This is a genomic window from Streptacidiphilus rugosus AM-16 (assembly GCF_000744655.1).
GTDB lineage: Bacteria > Actinomycetota > Actinomycetes > Streptomycetales > Streptomycetaceae > Streptacidiphilus > Streptacidiphilus rugosus.
In genome coordinates this window covers 883,818-899,927 of record NZ_JQMJ01000003.1, presented here as the reverse complement: position 1 = coordinate 899,927, position 16,110 = coordinate 883,818, and the positions used below count along the sequence as shown (strand labels likewise).

General features: G+C 73.1%; 12 protein-coding genes. 2 read left to right on the top strand and 10 right to left on the bottom strand.

The window, feature by feature from the left end:
- Window positions 1-64: 64 nt before the first annotated feature.
- Window positions 65-613, bottom strand: a complete 549-nt coding sequence (locus BS83_RS07510; protein ID WP_037602088.1) for a phosphatase PAP2 family protein — start codon at window positions 611-613, stop codon at window positions 65-67.
- Complete coding sequence (locus BS83_RS07505; protein WP_037602086.1) at window positions 610-1,938, bottom strand: diacylglycerol/lipid kinase family protein; 1,329 nt, start codon at window positions 1,936-1,938, stop codon at window positions 610-612. The genes BS83_RS07510 and BS83_RS07505 overlap by 4 nt, the downstream gene beginning before the upstream one ends.
- Before the next feature lie 295 nt (window positions 1,939-2,233).
- On the opposite strand from BS83_RS07505, the gene BS83_RS07500 reads away from it, so the two are divergent.
- On the top strand, window positions 2,234-2,668 hold the full coding sequence (locus BS83_RS07500) for a DUF7144 family membrane protein (protein ID WP_037602084.1): 435 nt from the start codon (window positions 2,234-2,236) through the stop codon (window positions 2,666-2,668).
- A gap of 124 nt (window positions 2,669-2,792) precedes the next feature.
- Here BS83_RS07500 and BS83_RS07495 read toward each other — a convergent pair whose 3' ends face one another.
- The 4 genes from BS83_RS07495 to BS83_RS07485 form a co-directional block, all read right to left on the bottom strand.
- The gene (locus BS83_RS07495; RefSeq protein WP_198035162.1) at window positions 2,793-4,592 is read right to left on the bottom strand and encodes a SulP family inorganic anion transporter; all 1,800 of its coding nucleotides are present in this window, start codon (window positions 4,590-4,592) and stop codon (window positions 2,793-2,795) included.
- A 56-nt stretch (window positions 4,593-4,648) separates the two neighbouring features.
- The gene (locus tag BS83_RS07490; RefSeq protein WP_037602082.1) at window positions 4,649-5,935 is read right to left on the bottom strand and encodes a hypothetical protein; all 1,287 of its coding nucleotides are present in this window, start codon (window positions 5,933-5,935) and stop codon (window positions 4,649-4,651) included.
- Window positions 5,936-6,177: 242 nt separating this feature from the next.
- Window positions 6,178-6,300, bottom strand: a complete 123-nt coding sequence (locus BS83_RS49100) for a hypothetical protein (protein WP_456300473.1) — start codon at window positions 6,298-6,300, stop codon at window positions 6,178-6,180.
- Window positions 6,297-6,758, bottom strand: a complete 462-nt coding sequence (locus tag BS83_RS07485) for a class II glutamine amidotransferase (RefSeq protein WP_051942752.1) — start codon at window positions 6,756-6,758, stop codon at window positions 6,297-6,299. The genes BS83_RS49100 and BS83_RS07485 overlap by 4 nt, the downstream gene beginning before the upstream one ends.
- Window positions 6,759-7,040: 282 nt before the next feature.
- Between BS83_RS07485 and BS83_RS07480 the strand changes: the two genes are divergently transcribed.
- Entirely contained in the window at window positions 7,041-8,219 is a 1,179-nt protein-coding gene (locus BS83_RS07480; RefSeq protein ID WP_232248107.1) for a carboxylate-amine ligase, read from the top strand.
- A gap of 28 nt (window positions 8,220-8,247) precedes the next feature.
- Here the strand turns inward: BS83_RS07480 and BS83_RS07475 are convergent, their stop codons facing one another.
- The 4 genes from BS83_RS07475 to BS83_RS07460 form a co-directional block, all read right to left on the bottom strand.
- Window positions 8,248-8,448, bottom strand: a complete 201-nt coding sequence (locus BS83_RS07475; RefSeq protein WP_157597002.1) for a hypothetical protein — start codon at window positions 8,446-8,448, stop codon at window positions 8,248-8,250.
- A 207-nt stretch (window positions 8,449-8,655) separates the two neighbouring features.
- Complete coding sequence (locus tag BS83_RS07470) at window positions 8,656-9,681, bottom strand: LuxR C-terminal-related transcriptional regulator (RefSeq protein WP_037602078.1); 1,026 nt, start codon at window positions 9,679-9,681, stop codon at window positions 8,656-8,658.
- 152 nt (window positions 9,682-9,833) lie between these two features.
- Window positions 9,834-11,807: a S53 family peptidase gene (locus tag BS83_RS07465; protein ID WP_051942751.1), complete on the bottom strand. Its 1,974-nt coding sequence runs from the start codon at window positions 11,805-11,807 to the stop codon at window positions 9,834-9,836.
- A 242-nt stretch (window positions 11,808-12,049) separates the two neighbouring features.
- Window positions 12,050-15,913: a S8 family serine peptidase gene (locus BS83_RS07460; protein ID WP_198035161.1), complete on the bottom strand. Its 3,864-nt coding sequence runs from the start codon at window positions 15,911-15,913 to the stop codon at window positions 12,050-12,052.
- Window positions 15,914-16,110: the final 197 nt, after the last annotated feature.

Below are 16,110 nucleotides of genomic sequence, written 5' to 3'. Positions count from 1 at the left end.
GATGCGCGCGTCACGCCGAACGGCCATCGGGGTGAACCCGCGGCCCCGGCGGCGCAGCGTCCGACTAGGGCGCCAGCTTCCGGCCTGCCGCCAGGACCGCCGTCGCGCAGGTGCTTCCCAGCAGGGCCCCGGCGACGACGTCGCCGGGGTAGTGGACGCCGGTGTGCACCCGCGAGTACCCCACCGCGCAGGCCAGCAGGCCCAGCGGCGCCGCGGCGGCGGGGAGGATCGCGCCGACCGCCGTGGCCAGCGCGAACGCGGACGCCGTGTGGCCGGAGGGGAACGACGCCGAGGTGGGCATCGGGACGTGGCGGTCCACGGCCACCTGCGCGGCCTCGCGGTCGGGGCGCGGGCGGCGCACCAGTTCCTTGCCGAGCAGGTTCGCGGTGAGCGAGGCCACGCCGACCGCCGCGGCGCCCGCCAGGCCCGCGCGCCGGCAGCGGCCGGGGACCAGCACGAGGGCCGCCGCGATCGACAGGTTGATCTTCGAATGGTTGGCGGCGCGGGACAGCCTCCGCAGGCCCGCGTCGAGCGCGGGCGTGTCGGTCGCGGCGACGGCGGCGTACAGCGCGCCGTCGAGCGCGGAGAGGTCGTGCAGGATCGTGTCGTTCACGGGTGGTTCTCCGTACGGGCGAAGGCGAGACGGACGACGTTGTGCCAGTCCAGGCGTGGTCCGAGATCCTGCGGAAGGGGGTCGGCCCCGGGGCGGTCGCGCGGGACGCGGACCCGGAGGGCGTGGACGGCGAGCGTGCAGACGACCGGGGTCGGCAGGTTCAGCGCCTCGCCGTCCACCGCGACGGGGATCTCCGCGGCGTCGGCGTGCACGGTGACCCTGCGGGCCGACAGCACGGTGAGACCGGTGGCCCGCGCGCCGCGCAGCGCCAGCTCCGCGGCCTGTGCGGCGCCGTCGACCCGGATGCCGAGGACGCCCAGGACGCCGCGGTCCAGCCGGGGGCGGCGCCCCAGGCTGATCGGGTCGGGCGCGGCATAGGTGTTGTTGCTGACCAGCAGCGCCTGCGGCGCGTCCAGGCGGTGCCCGCCCGCGTGCACGGTCAGGCGCGGGCCGCCGTCGCCCACCAGCAGCTCGGGCAGGGCGTCCAGGGCGGTGACGGCCTTGGCGTCGCGGTACTGCGGGCTCTGCACGATCTGCGCGTAGGCGCCGAAGGACACCGTGTTGACGAAGGGCAGGTCGCCCACCCGGCCCAGGTCCACGTCGAGTTCGACGCCGTCGCGGAGCGCGTCCAGGCAGGTGGCGGGGTCGGTGCGGTCGAGGCCGAGGTCCATGGCGAAGTGGTTGCGGGTGCCGGCGGAGACGACCAGGAACGGCAGGTCGTGCTCGGCCGCGACCGCCGCCACCAGGGCCTGGGTGCCGTCCCCGCCCGCCACGCCGAGCAGGTCGGCGCCCTCGGCGACGGCCTGGCGGGCCAGCCCGGCGACGTCCTGCGTCGCCGAGGTGTCGAGCAGCACCACCCGCGCGCCCAGCTCCTCGGCGCGACGCACCAGTTCGAAGCGTTCGACCTTCCCGCCCCCGGACCGCGGGTTCATGATCAGTACCGGCCGCAGCGGCGGCGGGGTCTCCCGCACCGGCATCGGCCTGGGCGGCCGGGCCGCCCGCAGCGCGGAGCGCGCACAGGCGAGACCGGCCAGCCACAGCACGAGCGCGAGCAGGACGAGCAGCAGCACCTCGGAGACGACCGCCAGCACGACCACGCCCACCGGCGCGGCGACGGCCAGCACCGCGCCGACGACGCGCGGCACGCCCCGGTGGGCGATGGCCCACCAGCCGCCGACGGCCATGACCGCCAGCGCGACCAGGGCGCAGAACAGCACCAGCAGCCCGTGCGGACCGGTGAACACGACCGCGGCCACGGCCGCCGCCGCACACAGCAGCGCGATCCGCGCCAGCACCCGCGGCCTGTGCCCCGCCGTCTCTGACATGGCCCCCTCGCCCTCTCCTGTCCGCGCGTCCCCTCTGCCTCTGCCGTTCTCCGGGTCCTGCCGTTCCCTCGGTTCTCCCGTCCCCCCGGTTCGGTCACCGTACCCGGCACGGCTGTTGACGGCGCGCCGAACGGGCGGCGCGCGGGCGTTCGGCCCGGGGAGCAGTCGGCGCGGGAGTCGCCCCCGGCTCACCCGTTCGGCGGATCCCGGTCGCCGGGCGAACGGGGCCGGGTGAAGCTGACTTGCATATGATCTTCGGCGATTTCCGGGGATCGTTCCGACCCAGGAGGGCCCCATGGCATCGACAACGAGCGACCCCGGAGTCTCCGGCGGCAGTACCGGCTCCGGTGGTGGCGGCTGGGCGGCCGGGGCCGTGGTCTTCGCGGCGGTGCTGCTGCTGATCAGCGGCACCCTGGGCATCCTCCAGGGCGCCTCGGCGGTCGCCAAGGACAAGGTCTACGTGGCGACGCCGAAGTACGTGTACCAGTTCGACCTGACCGGCTGGGGCTGGGTCCACATCGCGCTGGGCGCCATCGCCGTGGTCGTCGGCGCCGGGCTGCTGGCGGACCAGACGTGGGCGCGGTGGTCCGGCGTGGTCATCGCCTCGCTCAGCCTGATCGCGCAGTTCCTGTGGCTGCCGTACTCCCCCTGGTGGGCCATCGTGATGATGGGCATCGACATCTTCGTCATCTGGGGCCTGACCAGCCACAAGCGGGTCAGGGACATCTGAGCCGCCGACACCCGACCATGGCCCGACGACAATGGCCCGCCGCCTCCCGCGGCGGGCCACGTCGCGTGCGCGGGCCACGCCGTGAGTATGTGCCGTGGGTGCGCCGTGGATACGGGCCCGGCCGTCAGTTCCGGGTCTCCGCCAGGTAGGCCGCCACGGCCGTGGCGACGGTCGGGTAGATCCGGTCCTCCCCCAGCACCGCGGCGAATCCCGCGCGGCGCAGCACCCGCCGCAGCGGATGCTTCGCCCGTGCCAGCGCCAGGAGGATGCCGCGTTCGGCGAGTTCGCCGTGGAGCGCCCGCAGCATCTCCACCGCCGTCGAGTCGATGTAGGTCACCGCCTCGACGTTGACGACCAGCCAGCGCACCGTCCCGTCCGCCGCCGCCCCCGTCCCCGTCTCCATGTCCGCCTCGGCCTGGGCCTGGGCCTCGGTCGAGGCGATCACCTCGCGGACGCGGTCGCGGAACCAGAGCGCGTTGGGGAAGTACAGCGGCGCGTCGAAGCGGTAGACCACCAGACCCGGCTCGGTCTGCGCGTCCTCGTGCACGGCGATGTCGTGGTAGCCGTCCACGTCCGGCTGCCGTCCGAGCACCGCGTCGTGCGGACGCACGGTCCGGTAGACGAAGACCCCGATGGACAGCGCCACCGCGATCAGGAGACCGCCGAGCGTGCCGAAGGTCAGCACCGCGAGCATCGTCGACATGGCCAGCGCGGCCTCGGAGGTGTGCACCCGGCGCAGCCGCACCATGTCCTTGGCACTGATCATGCCGAGCGCGCTCAGCACCAGCACGACCCCGAGGGCCGCCTTGGGCAGCGGTTCCAGCAGCGGCGTGGCGAAGGCGGCGACCACCAGCGCGATCACGACGACGACGATCCCGACGACCTGCGACCGGCCGCCGGAGCTGTCGTTGACGGCGGTGCGCGAGCTGCTGGAGGAGACCGGCATCCCCTGCGTGAACGCCGCGACCATGTTGGCGGCGCCGATCCCGGTCAGCTCCCGCCCCGGTGTGATCTCGTAGCCGTTCCTGGCCGCGTAGGTGCGGGTGATCGCGATCGCGTCGCCGAAGGAGACCAGCGCCATGCCAGCCGCGGGCAGCATCAGGTCGAAGAGGTCGGACAGGCGCACGTGCGGGATCTGCGGCACCGGCAGCCCGCGGCGGACCTCGCCGACGGTGGCCACTCCGTGGTCGGCGAGCGACAGGGCCGAGGAGGCGACGATCGCCGCCACGACGACGAGCAGCGCGACGGGAGCCCGCGGCCACACCCACTTGGTGACCAGGCCCAGCGCCAGCAGGGAGAGGGAGAGCGCGAGCGTGGTCAGGCTGGTGTGGCCCAGGCGGAGGATCAGGTGCTCGACCGTGTCGAAGAAGTGGGTGCCAGGGACCTTGAGCCCCAGCAGCTTGCCCGTCTGACCGGCGATGATCTGCAGCCCGACGCCGTTGAAGTACCCGGCCAGGACCGGCCTGGAGAGGAAGTCGGCCATGAAGCCCAGCCGCAGCAGCGCGCCGAGCGCCATCCACAGGCCCATCAGCAGGGCGAGCGCGGTGGCGAGGTCGGTGTAGTGCCCGACGGACCCGGCCGCGAGCGGCGCCAGGGTGGTCGCGGTGAGGGCCGCGGTGGCCCCGTCAGGCCCGACGATCAGCTGCCGGGAGGAGCCGAAGAGGACGTAGCCGAGCAGCGGCACCGTGGTCGCATACAGCCCGGCCGTGGCCGGCAGCCCGGCGAGGTCGGCCATGCCGAGCGAGCTCGGCAGCGCGACCGCGGCGACGGAGAGGCCGACCAGGAGGTCACGGCGACGGGTCCGGGGCTCCGTCGCCCGCAGGTCGGTAAGGCCGGGCAGCCGTTGCCGCCACGACATCGACCGGACGGCGCGCCACGTGCGGGCGGCAGCGTCGCGGAACTGAGGTCCCGCCGGGTCGCTCACCCCGCCCTCCCTTCCGCGCCTGCCCCGCCCCGGCCCCCGCCGCGTCGCGGCCGTCCTCACGCGCCGGTCGGCGCCTCCGGTCCGGCGCTGCCCGGCGGCGGGGGCGGCGGGGTCGCCTCCAGGTCGAGGAAGCGGACCACGGCCAGCGCCACGAGCACGACCACCACGATCAGGAAGACGACCAGTCCGGTCGGGTAGGACCACAGGGCCAGCGTCAGGGCGCCCGCCGCCAGCACCACCCACATGATCCATTTGCGGTAGCGGTGCACGAACGGCCCGACAGGCCCCAGCTTCATGCCGACGTTCAGCAGCGCGCCGCGCGTCGCGTCGATCCCCGCGGTGAAGACCCCGCCGATCCGCGCGGCCCTGCGCCCGTGACCGGTGAGCCAGAAGCCGAGCCCGACCGCGATGCCCAGCACCACGACCGAGCGGACCGCCGTCCGCAGGAACAGCACCAGCTGGTCGTAGATCGCCTTGGCCGCGGCCTGGTTGACGTCGGCGGGCAGCTTGTCCAGGTAGATCGCCCGGAACACGGTGAGCCCGATGCCGAGCACCAGCGCCCCGGCGGCGATCCCGAAGGCGGCCGCAACCGCGGCGCGCCTTCGTCTGCGGGCCAGCCAGACGCCGGCCACCGCGATCAGCACGCCGATGACGGGCAGCCAGTTGCCGATGATCTGCAGCAGCCGGAAGCCGGTCTTGGCCTTGCCGATGTTCTGCGCGTTCAGGACGGTGAAGTCGGTGTGGATCTCCGGGATCTTCGAGGCGATCGTCATCCCCTGCGACACGAGCCGGTCCTTGACCTGGTCGATCACCGGCGCCAGGTCGATCACCACGGAGTTCTGGGTCAGCTGCACCGCGCCGCCGCCTTGGCCCGTCAGCGCCTTGACCACGGTGGTGTGGATGCGGCGGTTGGCGTTCTCCCAGAAGGTCTGGAACCAGTCGCTGGAGACCACCGTCTTGGTCTGCTTCTGGACGAAGCCCGCGATGGCGTTGTTGATCGGCCCGCTCAGCTTGCCGAGGGCCGCGTCCAGCCGGGGCCGGTCGGCGGGCGCGACCTGCTCCAGCAGCGTGCTCACGTCCACGTGCTCGGAGACCGCCTGGGCGGCGCGGGTCGCGATCGCGTCCTGGACGTCGGGGTTGGCGGGCAGCGGGCCGACCATGGCCACGTAGCGGTTGGTGTCGCCGATGATGCTGGACGCCCAGGACGACACGATGGCGAGCGGCGCGATGATGCACGCCAGGGTGATCAGGACCGCGGAGAGCGCGGACTTCCAGCGCTGCTTCGGCGCCTGCAACTCGGCGACCTGGGCCTGGAGCCGCCGAAGCTCCGCATCGTCCGCCATGCCTGCCCCTTCCACCTGCTCGCCCCGGCGCGTGCAGCGCCGGTCCGACCAGTCAACGGCAGCCGCTCCCGCCCCGCGATCCGGAGCGCTCCGTTCGGGCGATGGGGCGTCCCTGCACGCGGGGCCCGCGTGAGGCTCGCGTGACGCCTGCGGGACGCCCGCGCGGGCTCGCGGGGCGCCTCAGGGCGTGCGAGGGCCCGGGTCGCGGCGGGCGACCCGGGCCGGAGGCGGCATCGAGCCGGTCAGGAGGAGAGGGGGACCAGATCGTGCGTCTCGTCCTGCCTCTCCTGGATCACGCCGTAGGAGGCCTCGGGCACCGCGTTCCACGCCCCGGGCAGATCGCCGAGCGGCTCGGAGACGATCATGCGGGTGTGCGGGGAGAGGCCTTCCAAGGCCTTGATCTCGGGGTGCACCCGGCGTAGAGCGAGGGGTCGACCGCGCGCACCAGCTCACCCTTGAGGTCGAAGAAGTTGTGGATCGCTCCGTTGTGCATCCGGAGCCGGCGACCGTGGCGGAACGGGTGGCAGTTGCTCTCCTGCACCCCGGTCCCCGTCGAGGCGCGGAGGTGCGCGAGGAAGAGCGGCGAGCCGATCCGCCCGGCCAGCTCGCGCAGGTCGGTGTCACTCCAGGCCGGCCCCACCCCGCGGAAGATCGCCGGTTCGGGGCGGTCAGGTTCGTACCGGCCGACGCCGAAGCCGTCACCGTTGCTGGTCTCGACGCCCCTGCGCGCATGCCGGCTCTGGTCGATGAGCGAGTGGGCGGGCTTGGAGAACCCTTCGTCGAGGTGGATCGGGGAACCCGAGTCGGCCGACCACCTGCACATCGCCCTCACCACCATTGGCTCGGCGGCACGCAGGCACGCCGCGTCCGCTTCAGGCCTACGGTTCCCGGGTCCCTCCAGCGTAAGCCAGGCCGCCCCAGTTCTCCCGTCAGCCGTCGGGGCGGCCAATCTCCGCGCTCCGTCGGGCTTCTGCGGCCTTCTGCGGCTTTCCCTTTCGGAGTCCCGAGCCATACTGAACTGACGGCGACAGCAATGACGGCGACAGCCGATCCTCCGATCCACCACACCACCTCGGCCCCCTTCGGCGCGGGAGGCAGCATGCACGTGGGTCCCGTTCACTCGCACGACACGATCTCGCCCACGGTCCCCGCGGAGGCGGCCGCCTGTGGGACCACGCCGAGCCTGGGGGTCGAGGAGGAGTTCCTCCTGGTCGCCCCGGGCACCGGGAGACCGGTGCCGATGGCCGACGCCGTCCGCTCGCTGGCCCTGGAGGAGGACGGGCTGGCCTCGGAGGAGGGCGAGGTGCAGGCGGAGTTCCTCCAGGTCCAGCTGGAGATCGCCACGCCGGTGTGCAGTGGACTGGACGAGGTCGCGGGGCAGTTGCTGCGCCTGCGGCACCTGCTCGGCGACGCGGCGGAGCGGGCCGGCTGCTGTCTGGCCGCTTGCGGCGCGGCGACCGTCTCGGGGAACGACCGGATGGAGGTGACCCCGGAGTCGCGCTATCTGTCCATGCGGGACGACGCCGGGCAGCTCGCCAACGAGCAGCTGATCAACGGCATGCACGTCCATGTCGGCGTGCCCGACCGCGAGACCCGGGTGGACCTGCTCAACCGCCTGCGGCCGTGGCTGGTCCTGATCACCGCGCTGGCCGCCAACTCCCCGCTGTGGCACGGGCGTGACACCGGATTCGCCAGCTGGCGGTCGCTCGTCTTCGGGCGCTGGCCGGTGACCGGCGTGCCGCCCCTCTTCCGCGACGCGGAGGACTACGACGCCAGGGTGGCCGGCCTGGTGGACCGCGGGCTGATCGCGGACCAGCGGCAGGTGTACTGGCTCGCGCGGCTCTCCGACCGGCATCCGACCGTCGAGGTGCGCGCCGCCGACGTCCAGCTGAGGGTCGACGACGCCGTCATGATCGCGGGGCTGGTCCGCGCCCTGGCGATGACCCTGCTGGAGGACGAGTCCGCGCGCCGGGCGTCGGAGGTCTGCCCGCCGGAGGTCCTGGCAGCCGGGGCCTGGCGCGCCGCACGCCACGGGGTGACCGGCGACCTGCTCGACCCGTGGAGCGGCCGGGAGCGCCGGGCCCACGACGTTCTCGCCGACATGGTCGCCTACCTGCGCCCGGCGCTGGGGCGGGCCGGGGACGCACGCGAGATCGTGCCGCATCTCGAACGCCTCATGGACGAGGGCAACGGCGCCGAACGCCAGCGCCGCACCCTGCAGGAACGCGGCCTGACCGGGTTGAACGAGTTCATCGTCTCGCAGACCAGCGCCCTGACCGGCTGACGCGGGCGCCTGCGGCCCGGCGGGATGCTCAGATCCCGCCGCGCGAGACGGTGGGACCGTAGTTGCCGGGCCCGTGCCACTGGATCCACTCCACGCACGAGGCCGGCAGCGAGAACCGCTGCGTCTGCCCGTCGACCTCCAGCTCCACGCTCACCCAGCCGTGTTCGAGCGCGACCAGAAGATCCATCTCGTGCTCGAAGGTCACCGTCTCGGCCTGGACCGGCCTCACGAAGCGGATACGAGCTTCCCGATACATCGCACGACCCCGATTCCGGCGAGTACGTTCCTGCTCTCCAGCCTGCGCGCCGCCGCCGTATCCCGCACGCGCGGTCGCGGTCGCGGTCGGCCGAGGAGACCTGAGCGCCACGGGCCTCCCCGGCGCGGGCCGTGCCGGAACCGACCGCCTGCCCGCTCTCGCACCGAGACGCGGCAAGGATCAGATCCAGCCCTGACGCGTCGCGTGAACGGCCAGTTCGATCCGTGTGGCCACTCCGGCCCGGTCCAGGAGGCTGCGCACCCGCCGCTCCACGGTCCGCTTGCCGATCCCGAGATGGGTGGCCACCGCGCGGTCGGGCAAGCCGGTCACCAGGATCCGGAGCAGCGTCCGGTCGCTCGGGGAGAGGTCGAGCCCCACGTGCTGCTCCGGCGCCTCCTCCGGGCTCCCTCCGGTCGTTTTCCGGCCGGCGGGCAGCGGAGCCGCGGCCGACCAGACCCGCTCGAACAACGCCTCCAGCACCTCGATCAGGCTGCGGTGCCGGATCACCAGGGCGACGGGTTCCTGCTGGGCTCCGCGGTCGAGGGGGATGACCGCCTGGTCGGAGTCGGCCAGCAGCATCTTGACCGGGAGGTGGTTGGCCAGCCGGACCTCCTCACCGCGCCGCACGGAGAAGCCCAGCAGGTCGAACTCCGAGGTGTCGGTGAGCATGGATCGCTCGTACACGGTGTGGTACGCCACCCCCTCGTCCATGCGGGCCAGTTGGACGTCGATGTTGTCCTCGGCGGGCAGCGCGAGCACGGGGGCCTTGACCAGGGAGCGGACGCGGTGCCTGGCGCTCTCCTGGAGATCCCGCAGGGCGGCGGCCAGCGCGTCCCGGCCGCTGATGACCTGGACGATGTCGGCGGCGTCACGCACGGCCGCCGATCGACGGTGCACGTCGGCGAGCCGTTCCACGCTGGTGCGGTCGTCGTCCAGGTCCCTTTCCCGGCGCGCCAGGAGGTCGCGGAACGCCGACTCCGGTGCGCGGGCCCGGAAGTTGCCCTGGTCCACCGCCAGTACCAGCCCGTTCGTCATGAGCGGCGTCAGGGCGGTGCCGACCCGCGACAGTCCGAATCCCGTCGTCTCGGCGAGCTCCGCGACATCCGCGACGGTGCGGGTGAGCAGCGTCATGTAGACGTCCTCGGCGTCCGCCCCGAGGCCGAAGCGGGCGAGCAGCCGCGTCTGGTCACGCGTGGCGTCGGGCAACGTGGCCTCGCTCTCTCTGGCTCGGGATCCGAAGGACAGTCGCCCGGCCTCGGCCGACCGGGCCGGGGTCGGAACGGCCCAACGGCGGGAGTGGTCCGGCGGCGCGGGGAACACCGGGGAGGTCGGTTCCCCGCGCCGGCGGGCGCGGGCGGCTACCTGAACGAGTTCAGGTAGGCCAGGGTCGGGCTGCCGACCCCGGTGGCGTCGTCGTAGCCCTTGGTGGCGTTGAGGCTGGTGTCCTCGCCGAAGGCGACGAGTCGGACGCGGAGGCTGCCCGCGATGACCCCGAAGTCCGCGACGGCGTTCAGCGGCGCCTGGTCGCGGGCGGCGGCCCGGTCGACCACGTCGGTGAAGGCCTTGGTCCCCGCTCGCAGGTAGAGGGCCGGGTTGGCGAAACCGATCGGCTTGCCGTGGCGGGCCTGGACGGCGTCGGCCTGGACCGCGGAGAACTCCGGCGCGGCGACGCTGGTGCCGCCGTAACCGCCTTCGGCGTAGGGGTTGCCGTCGGAGAGGCCGACCAGGACCGAGGTGTAGAGGTCACCGTTCATCGCCACGTCGGGGGTGACCCGCTGCGCGGTGTCACTGTGGGCGCCGGTCATCAGCGTGTGGGCGAGCCGGCCGGGGACGACCTGGGCCTGGTACCAGGGCTGGGCGAAGTCCTCGCTCGTGCCGCCTCCGCCGCCGAAGTAGAACGCGCCGGGCAGCGGGGACCAGCCCGAACCGTCGGGCAGCAGGGTGGAGCGTAGGTTACCCATGTCGGTCTCGAAGCCGTAGCTGCCGCTCCTGTCGGCGAGGCCGAGCGCGGTGCCGCCGACGGAGGTGACCCAGGGATCGGAATCGGGCCAGTCGGCCTGGGCACGGGTGGTGTTCGGGTCGCAGTTGACACCGGTGGCGGCCGCGGCGGGAGAGGAGTCCCCGCAGTCCCCGGCGGAGAAGTCAAAGCCGATGCCCTCGATCGCGCCCTGCTGGAAGACCTGCTCGTAGGCGGCGATCTCGGTGGGGCTGATGTCACCGAAGGTGGCGTGCATGAGGCCGCCCCAGGAATTGGAGACGACGTCGGCGAGGTGGTTGTCCACCACGTCGGAGAGGGCGTCGAGCAGGTCCGCGTCCTGGCAGGAGTCGGCGCCGACGTAGACGACGTTCGCGTCCGGGGACAGACCGTGGACCATCTCGACGTCGAGCGCCTCCTCCCCGGCCCAACCGGCCGGTCCGCCGCAGGAGTCCTGGCTGTTCCACCGCGTCGGGTCGACGAGCTCGGTGTACTGCCCGGCCGCGAAGGGCTTGTCACCGTGAGCGGTCGCGAACCGGTCGGCGTCGGCGAGCATCGTCGAGGAGGCGTAGGCGTCGATGATCGCCACGCGGGCGCCCTTGCCGGTGAGCCCGGAGGCGGTGATGCCGTAGGCCTTGCGCAGCTGGGAGGGCGCCATCGCGCACTGGTCGTAGGTGGTGACGGCCGTGTAGCCGACCGGACCGCCGGTGACCTTCCGCTGCCCCCAGTAGTCGGAGCAGGTGGCGGTGGTGCTGATGCCGCCGGCGGAGGCGGGCGCGGTGCCGGCCCGGTCGGCCGCCCCCGGGCGGATCGGCACCGACTGCGGACGTGAGGTGGCGGTGACGCTGCTGAGGCCGAAGACTCCGAGAACGGCCGACGAAACGCTCGCGGGCAGGACCACGTTGCCGGCGGGGGCGTGCTCGGTCCTCCCCCCGACCGCGTACCGGTGGATACCGGTGCCGAAGGCCCTGGCATGGGCGGCGGCGGGTCCGGTGACCTCGAGGTAGTGGGGGGTGGTCGCGGTGACGGTGAGTCCGGCGCCGGTGAGCCAGGCGCGGACGGCGGCGACCTGCTGCGGAGTCGCGCCGAATCGTTGCCGGACCTGGGCTGCCGTCAGGAAGGCGCCGAACTCGGGGCTGCCCTGGGTGGAGACCGCCTTGGCATAGGCGGCCAGTCCGGCCGGGTCCTGGCCGGCGAGGTAGACGCGCGCGGTGAGCCTGGTGGCGTCGGGCAGCGCGCCCCGGTCGGCGGACGGTGCGGCCCAGGCGGGGTGGGAGCCGGGGAGAACGCGGGCGCTGGGTCGGGGCGCGGCGGAGGAGGGAGCCGCCGCGGTCAGCCCGGTGACGGCGAGGGCCATGGAGGCGACCGCTACCAGTGTCGTGCGGACGCGGGGTGTACGAGGGTTCCGAGTGCCGGTGATGACGGGCTCCAAGGTCTGAAGGTGGTCAGCGGGCGGGCGCGAGCGAGCCGCTCGCTGACACGCGGGGATCCGGGCGGGCCGTGCGGGTGCGCGGGCCGGGGCGGGGTCGAGGCCGGGCGGGGTGACGGGCGAGCGGGCCGGAGGCCGCCGCATCGCGGCTGCGGCCTCCGGCCCGTCGGCTACCTGACGCCGTAGGCCCGCAGGACGGTCTGCGTGACGGTGTTCCCGGCGGTGTCGTGGGCGGTGGCGCGCAGGGACACGTACCGGGCCGAGGCGGGCGCATTGACCGCGACGGTCCAGGTGCCGTGCACGTTCGCGTGCAGGGTCGCGTTCGTCCAGGTCGAGCCGTCGTCGAAGGACAGCTGGAGGGTGGCCCCGTCGACCGTGCCCGCGCCGGTGACGCCGGGGAGCTGCGAGGCGGTCAGCGTGAGCGTGGTGCGGCGTGCCGCGTTGCCGGAGATGTCGGTGGCCACGCCGTAGTCCAGCTGGATCAGCGGGAGGTACGCGTAGCCGTTCCCTGAGGTGAAACCCCATTCGGTTCGGGTGGCCGTCGAGGTCGGGAAGACCGTGCTCTGCGAGGTCTCCGCGACCAGCCGGTACGGCAGCGGGTCCGGGCTCACCTGGGTGTAGACGTTGAGCTGCTGGTGCGGGGTCGACCCGATCAGCGTGGCGCCCTGGTAGAGCGAAACGGTCTCGTGCAGCTGGTCCGGGGTCGACTGCCAGTCTCCGTAGTCGTAGCCGGTGTCCCCGGCGCCGCCGTCGCCCCAGGCGGGGACGTTGAGGGAGAAGAAGTCGCCCTGCCGGTCGGGCAGGATGCTGTCGCCCAGTCGCGGGTGGATCACCGGTGAGAACCAGGTCTTGGCCGCCCTGGTGCCCGCCCCGGGGTCGGCGATCGGAGCGCGCTCCTCGACCACGTTGAGGACGTCGGACTGCTCGTACCAGGTGAACGCCCCGTTGCCCGGGGTGACCCAGTCGGTGCGATTGGTCCCGAGCTGCTGGACGGTGTCGAAGAAGACGCCGTAGGTGTCGAAGTTCTGCAGGTCGTAACGGCCGTTGGAGCCGGGCGTGGTGGCGGACCCGGCGAAGCGCTGGTCGATGCGGGCCAGGCTGCCGGCTGTGGGACGGTACGTCAGATCCGAAGCGGGGATGCGGCCGTCCTTGCGCTCGACCAGGTCGTAGACGTAGGGCGAGTTCGGGGTGGAGGTCACCGTGAGTCGAACCGGTCCGCGCGTGGTCGCGCTGATCAGCGAGTCGGCCTCACCCGTCTCCAGGCCGTCGACCTCGATCCCGCTGGCGGTGGTGAAGTCGGCCGAGCCGTACCAGGTGGACAGGCGACCCACCGTGTCGTTGGCGACCAGCAGCAGCTTGGCCCCCGCCGCGGTGGCGTTCGCCGCCTGTGCAGCGTTGACCTGGGCCTGGCTGAGGTAGTCGGACTGGCGGTCGTACTGCACGACCACCGCCTTGCCCTTGACGTTCAGGCCGTCGAAGTCGGCAGCGGTGCCCTTCCCCGCGTAGACGACGTCCAGGTGGCTGGTGCCGGCGGGCAGTTGGGACGAACCGGGCTCGCGCAGGAGGTCAGGGAAGCTCTCCGCCGGGAACCGGGCCTGAGTGGCCGTCGCCACCAGCGGCGCGACGGTCCTGCGCCAGCGGGTGTCGAGGTGGAAGGTGCCGTCGGTCACCGGCGCGGTGCTCTGCGCCCACAGGCTGGTGTAGACGGACGGCAGGATGTAGTTCTCGTTCAGCAGGCCGCCGCCCGGCGTGGTCCGGTTCCACTCCGCGCGGACCAGCTCGTCCACGGACGCCTGCGGTGTGATGGCGGCGACCCGGTGCGCCTGACGGGCGTCCAGGTTCGCCACCCGGTTCTGGTCCAGCTGGACCTGCGGCACCGACAGCACCCCGAGCCCGAGGTCGTCGGGTCCGCCCGCGCCGGGCAGGTCCGCGTACATCAGCACCGAGTACTCGCCCTTGGGCAGACGCATGGTCAGCGTCCCCGAGGCCGGGATCATGATCTGGTTCGGATAGGGGTCGCCGGTCTTGTAGATCACTGCGTAGCCGGGCAGGGCCTGGCCCGAGCGATCGGTGGCGTTGACGGTGAGGTTGTAGCGCTCGTCCTCACGGTCGATGCCGATCAGGGTGTGCGCGACCACGGCGCCGCTGGGGTCGGCGGCGTCGGTGGCCTCCAGTTGACCGTCCGTCGCGCCGTAGCCGGCGGCGTTCGGGTCGCCGGTGACGGTCACCTGCGCGGTGCCGTGGGCCGGGACGGTGACGCTCGACGCGGACAGGCTGAACACACCGGCGGGCGCCGGGTTGCCGTCCGGACCGGTCGCCTTGGCGGCGAGGTTCAGCGTGACGTCGGCGCCGCCGGTGTTGGTGTAGGTGACGGTCCGGGTGGTGGGCTTGTCGCCGGTGTGCGGCCAGGCGTAGAAGCCGGACCAGGCGGTCGCCGAGGCGTCGACCGTGCCGAGCACGGCCGCCTTGACGTCGACGCGGCCCGCGCCGCCCTGGGTCAGGGGGATGTCCGCGGTCTCGTGGGAGGTGCTGACCAGTGCGTCCTTGAGCTGCTGCCCGGTCCAGTCCGGGTGCTGCTCGGCCAACAGCGCCGCCGCACCGGCGACATGAGGCGTCGCCATGGAGGTGCCGCTGAGACTGATGTAGTAGCCGGAACCACCCTCGGTGGAGTACTGCGAGCGGGCCGCGAGGATGTCCACCCCCGGACCGGTGATCTCCGGCTTCAGGCCGCCGTCGGGCACCCGCGGACCCCAGCTGGAGAACCAGGCCAGGGCGTCGGTCGAGTCCACCGCACCCACCGTCAGCGCGTCCGTGGCGGCACCGGGCGAGCCGATGCCGGCGCTGGACTGGTTTCCGGCCGCGATCACGAACAGCGCCCCGGTGGAGGTGCTCAGGTCGTCGACGGCCTGGCTCATCGGGTCCGTGCCGTCGCTGGGGTCGGTGCTCCCCAGGCTCATGCTGACGACCTTGGCGTGCTCGGTCTGCGCCGCCCACTGCATGCCCGCGATGATCCACGACTCGTCGCCGGAGCCCTCGTTGCTGAGGACCTTGCCGACCAGCAAGTGGGCGCCCGGTGCGACGCCCTTCTCGGTTCCTCCCGACGCCGCGCCCGTGCCGGCGATGGTGGAGGCGGTGTGCGTGCCGTGACCGTTCCGGTCCGTCACGTCCTCGCCCGGCACGAAGCTCTGCGAGTCGGCGACCTGGCCCACCATGTCGGGGTGAGCGGCGTCGACGCCGGTGTCCAGGATCGCGACGTTCACCCCCTTGCCGTCGACGCCCGCGCTCCACGCCGCCGGCGCGCCGATCTGCGCCGTGCTCTCCGCGAGGGTGGACTTGACCTTGCCGTCCAGCCAGACGTGCGTGATGTTCCCGCCGAAGACGGCGGGTGCGGTGGCGTCGGCGGTCGCGCTCCGGCCCTGCGATGCGGCCGAAACGACGCTCGCCGCAAGGGACTTGGCACGGGCGAGCGACCCGGTGGGGGTGAGGGCCTGCCAGACGGCGGTCGGCTGCGCGCGGTTCGCGGTGACGGAGGCTCCGTGGATGGCCGCGAGATCACGCTGCACACTCGTCCCCGGCAGCGCCCGGGCCGCCGCCCGGCTGCCGACGCCTTCGCCGTACTGCACGATGAGGGGAAGCCCGCTGGTGTGCGCGTCGTCGTACCCGTCCGCGATCAGGCGGGTGACGTCGAAGAGCCGCTGGTCCAGCGCGCCCGCGGCGAGATAGGGCAGCGTCTCGCTCGGATAGACGAAGAGGTCCTTGCCGACCGTCGTCATCTGCACGCCGCCGGTCAGGTTCTTCGGGCGCTCGACGGAGGCGACGCTGCGGCCGTCGGCGAGGGTCGTCACGGTGACCCGGTCTCCGGTGATGAGCGTGACCGTGTGGGTCGCACCGGCGGCGGCCGGGGACGACAGGGCGGCAGTGGGAGCGGAACGCGGGACGGCCGCGCCGGCGGACGCGCTCGACGGCGTCACCGCCAGCACGACCATGGCCGCGCCGAGGGCTATCAGCCCGCGACGGGGGGATGAGGGCGACACGAAAAGGCCTCCGAGGGTGGGTCGAGCACCGATGGAATGGGAGGCATTCTGTTCGCCCACGACGCCCAGCGGATCAGGTGGGAATGGCGGCACACCGTCTTGGCGACATGCCGCCGCCGCGAATCGGGCAGAGGGGTGCATACGCAGCCCGACAGCGGCGCGGGCAGCGGGCCGACAGCGGTGCGGGCAGGGCCCTG

What these genes read in the sequence shown, in the direction of transcription:
- BS83_RS07505 (WP_037602086.1), bottom strand. Translation starts at nt 1,938, where the DNA reads ATGTCAGAGACGGCGGGGCACAGGCCGCGGGTGCTGGCGCGGATCGCG.
- BS83_RS07500 (WP_037602084.1), top strand. Translation starts at nt 2,234, where the DNA reads ATGGCATCGACAACGAGCGACCCCGGAGTCTCCGGCGGCAGTACCGGC.
- BS83_RS07490 (WP_037602082.1), bottom strand. Translation starts at nt 5,935, where the DNA reads ATGGCGGACGATGCGGAGCTTCGGCGGCTCCAGGCCCAGGTCGCCGAG.
- BS83_RS49100 (WP_456300473.1), bottom strand. Translation starts at nt 6,300, where the DNA reads ATGATCGTCTCCGAGCCGCTCGGCGATCTGCCCGGGGCGTGGAACGCG.
- BS83_RS07485 (WP_051942752.1), bottom strand. Translation starts at nt 6,758, where the DNA reads ATGTGCAGGTGGTCGGCCGACTCGGGTTCCCCGATCCACCTCGACGAA.
- BS83_RS07465 (WP_051942751.1), bottom strand. Translation starts at nt 11,807, where the DNA reads ATGGCCCTCGCCGTCACCGGGCTGACCGCGGCGGCTCCCTCCTCCGCC.